General features: G+C 61.7%; 4 protein-coding genes. 3 read left to right on the top strand and 1 reads right to left on the bottom strand.

The features are described 5' to 3' along the window. Positions 1-1,494 precede the first annotated feature (1,494 nt). The 3 genes from ABT116_RS41200 (at position 1,495) to ABT116_RS41190 (ending at position 2,546) form a co-directional block, all read left to right on the top strand. Positions 1,495-1,617 carry a hypothetical protein gene (locus ABT116_RS41200; RefSeq protein ID WP_351645343.1) on the top strand — a complete coding sequence of 41 codons (123 nt, stop codon included), beginning with the start codon at positions 1,495-1,497 and terminating at the stop codon, positions 1,615-1,617. A gap of 37 nt (positions 1,618-1,654) precedes the next feature. Beyond that, the gene (locus ABT116_RS41195) at positions 1,655-1,957 is read left to right on the top strand and encodes a hypothetical protein (RefSeq protein ID WP_003943349.1); all 303 of its coding nucleotides are present in this window, start codon (positions 1,655-1,657) and stop codon (positions 1,955-1,957) included. A gap of 166 nt (positions 1,958-2,123) precedes the next feature. Continuing rightward, positions 2,124-2,546, top strand: coding sequence for a hypothetical protein (locus ABT116_RS41190; protein WP_350835144.1), 423 nt, complete (start codon positions 2,124-2,126; stop codon positions 2,544-2,546). Here the strand turns inward: ABT116_RS41190 and ABT116_RS41185 are convergent. After that, positions 2,471-2,839, bottom strand: a complete 369-nt coding sequence (locus tag ABT116_RS41185) for a MerR family transcriptional regulator (RefSeq protein WP_256261650.1) — start codon at positions 2,837-2,839, stop codon at positions 2,471-2,473. The genes ABT116_RS41190 and ABT116_RS41185 overlap by 76 nt on opposite strands. Between the last annotated feature and the right edge of the window lie 435 nt (positions 2,840-3,274).

The raw sequence follows: 3,274 nt of genomic DNA, 5'->3' as shown, positions 1-3,274 counted from the left end.
GGCCGGCCAAGTAGATGTTCATGTTGTAGCCGGTCCACATCCAGGTCATCAGCAGCGCGATGACCAGCTTGATCAGCCACTGATACACCGGTGTCTTAGAACAAACCCCGAACTGCAGCAGTACGCACTCCGCCAAGCCGGAGCGATCTGTATCTTCACCGACTGCGAATCCGGCTCGAAAACGCAGCGACCCCAGCTCGCCGAACGCCTGAGCTACCTACGCGGGAATGGCGGTGTCGTCCTCGTGGTCTGAACTCGACAGGCTCGGACGATCCGTTTGTCGCCTCATCGGCACGTCCACATTCTTTGCGAACACTGCTCCGTATTCCGTTCTTTCGCAGAAGGATTCGGCACAACCACCGGCGGGGTCGTGAATTCTTCTCCCGCATCATGGCCGCTCTCGCCCAAAGGTGGGCACCACATGATCGTCGAATGCGCTCACGCCGGCCTCGAAGCCGTCCGGCGCCAAAGCCGACACGGTGCCCGCCCAACCGTCATGACACCCGAACGTACCGAACGGGCCCGCTCCCTCTGTGAGCAAGGCAAGAGTCTCGACGCTATCGCCTCCATGCGGGGTGTCGGCAGATCTTCGATCAGCAGAGCGCGTTGACTTCCTCTGGTGGTAGCGGACTTTCACAAATCTGGCGAGAGCACACATGATCGGTGCCGGTCGACTACTCGGTGATGATTGCCCGTCAGCTTTGTCGAGTGTCGGGGTGGGGCGGTATGGAACCGTGGATCGAACCTGGTTGCACCCCTTCGACAGCCGATTCGGTGTCAATCTGGCTTTCCGCTGATCTGTTTGACCTGCTTCGTGAGGTCGCCGAGTGTCATCGCCACTCCAGAAAACGTTTCGGAGTTCTCGCGACGTGGCGGTGGTAGCCGGCCGATGAGATCGGGTTGGTAGGTGTGGGGGAGTGCTGCTCCCGGACTGTCCGCACGCGCCCGGGTTGCTAGTTGGTATCGACCGGGAATCCGACCAGGTGCATACCGGTAATGCGGTTTATGGTGGGAAGTGCGAGGCCGCACGGATATTGACCGCGCACGAAAAGGGCTGTCTGGGTTGTGTGCTCAACGCAGATGGCATCCCACCGCCCCGGCTCGACGTGCAGGGCCGGGGTCCTGGGGGTGTGCGGTCGTTGAAATCGCCGCAGCTGCCTTGTTCGTGCCAAACCATCCATCCGATTCGAGAGCTGTTGCAAGTCAGCATGAGTCGGTCGGAACGTTTCGTCGGACCTCCGTATCGCGGCGAGTCCGCTGCGGCGGCCGATGGGTCCCTGGGGCGGGAAAGTGGAGGCCTGTGTCGACCGGACGACTCTTGAGTGGATGATCGTCGATAAGTAGCGGGTGTGTGAGCAGTGCCCATTGGCATACCAACCTCTTCCGGCGGCGGAGTGCGGGTCCTGCGGAGGTCGGGGGTGTGCAGGCTGGGATGGCGGTACGCGCAAGGCTTCGAGCATGCCGAGGGAATGCTGATGGTGCTGCACGGTATCAGTGAGGATCGAGGTGTTTGAGGTGTTTGAGGTGTTCGAGGTGTTCGTCGAGCAGTCTCGGCAATGCAGTATTCGGCTGACGGTGCTCGCGGCCGAGGTGGTGGATACGCTCCCCACGCGGTAGAAGTAGGTGAGGGGTGCAGGGGAGGAATGTGAGGGCGATGCAGGTGGACTGGTTCGTGTCGGTGCGGGACGAGGAAACCGGTGTCCACCGCTACCGCGGCGGTGCAGGGTTCGACCGTGCGTCGGTGATCGAGCAGGTGATTCGCGCGGGGCGGGACATCGCTTGCCGTGAGGACGGTGCGGTCGTCGGTGTCGTCGGCGAGGTTGTCATCGACGGCACTGCAGTGGGCGCGATCGCTTTCGGGGACCGCGCCGTCAGTGATGAGGAGCTTTGCCGCGAGATCGGTATGCAGTTCGACAGGGTTCGGTCCTCTTCCGGCTTTCGATGGGACGGTAGGTGATCGCGGAGTGGGATGCTTCCCACTGATGTGGGCCTCGTGGGGTTAGGGTGGATGTCAGTTCTTCGTCATGGCTGTGGCAACGGGCTGGTCATGGCTGTGGCAACGGGCTGTCTTTTACCTTGTGCTGTCTGCATGGGGCCTCGATGAGTAGGACTGCACTGTGCCGTTGACGAAGAAGTTCTCGGAAATGTACGACGACGCGCTGACCGCGTTGGCTGCGGCGTCGCAGCGGCCCGCTGCTGTGGTGAATGTGGACGGGCAGTACGCCATTCGTGTGGATCTCGAGTACAACCGCTACGTGTTGGCCACCAATTCTGCGCGAGGGTTGTGGGACGAGCCCGATGCGAGCGGTTCGTGGTGGGTGCACATCGTGCAGACCGGTGACGACAATACGGAAACTTCGCTCGCGCAGGCGCAGAAGCCGTGGCTTATCGACGCGTTCGATGCGGCGATCGACCAGCTCGAATCGGAGGGGCATGTGATCGCTGCCGATGCGGATTTCGGCGCCATCGCTCACGCCGACGCGGGGTCACCGCCTTCCGGGACGCGCTCGGAAGGCGATTCCTCCGCGGGCATCCCACTGAGCTGAGCGATCTGTTCGGCCAGGATCCCGTTCCGGTTTTCCAGGTCGAGGATGACACCGATCGCAGTCAGGTTGATGCCGTCGGCGATCAACGCGCTGATACGTGTCAACGTGGCCAGGTCTGCTTCGCTGTAGCGGCGGGTTCCCCCGCCCGTGCGGGCTGGGGTGAGCAGTCCGCGCCGCTCGTACAGTCTCAATGTTTGCGGGCCGACGCCGGACAGTTCCGACATCACGGAAATCCCGTACACCCCACGGCGGTCGTAGGCAGCATGGACGTGCGCTGCATCTGTCACTGCCACAGCACTACTCCCTCAGCCCAACCGGATATCACTCGACTTTAACACGGCTCATCACTATCCCTTCGCCGGCCGATGCTGCAAATCTGATGGTCAGCACTGCAGATTTTCGCGCAACCGAACATAGTCACGGCTAGAACGTACCCGCCCGGTAAGAACGGAAACTCGCCTGAATGTGCAGGTGAGCCCAAGGGGAGATTGCTCACGGCGCCTTCGACCCTGCTTTCCCTGCCGCTCTAATTGTCGCTTATCTGCATCAGTTGGTATAGATTTACGACATCGGAACAGACAGCTGTGTGTGAGCATGTGGACCCCGGGAGTGTGAATGACAACTGCCATGACCTCCTCATATGACGTCGGGCGGACTTCTGCGCAGCGGCGATCGCCGATCACGACCCCTGTCGCCTCCCGAGGTTGGTGGCGGCGGGTGACGCTCGA

It is taken from the genome of Streptomyces sp. NPDC002130 (genome assembly GCF_040296465.1).
Classification (GTDB): Bacteria; Actinomycetota; Actinomycetes; order Streptomycetales; family Streptomycetaceae; genus Streptomyces.
The sequence above is the reverse complement of the archived record's forward strand: the minus strand, read 5'-3'. Positions and strand labels throughout refer to the sequence as shown.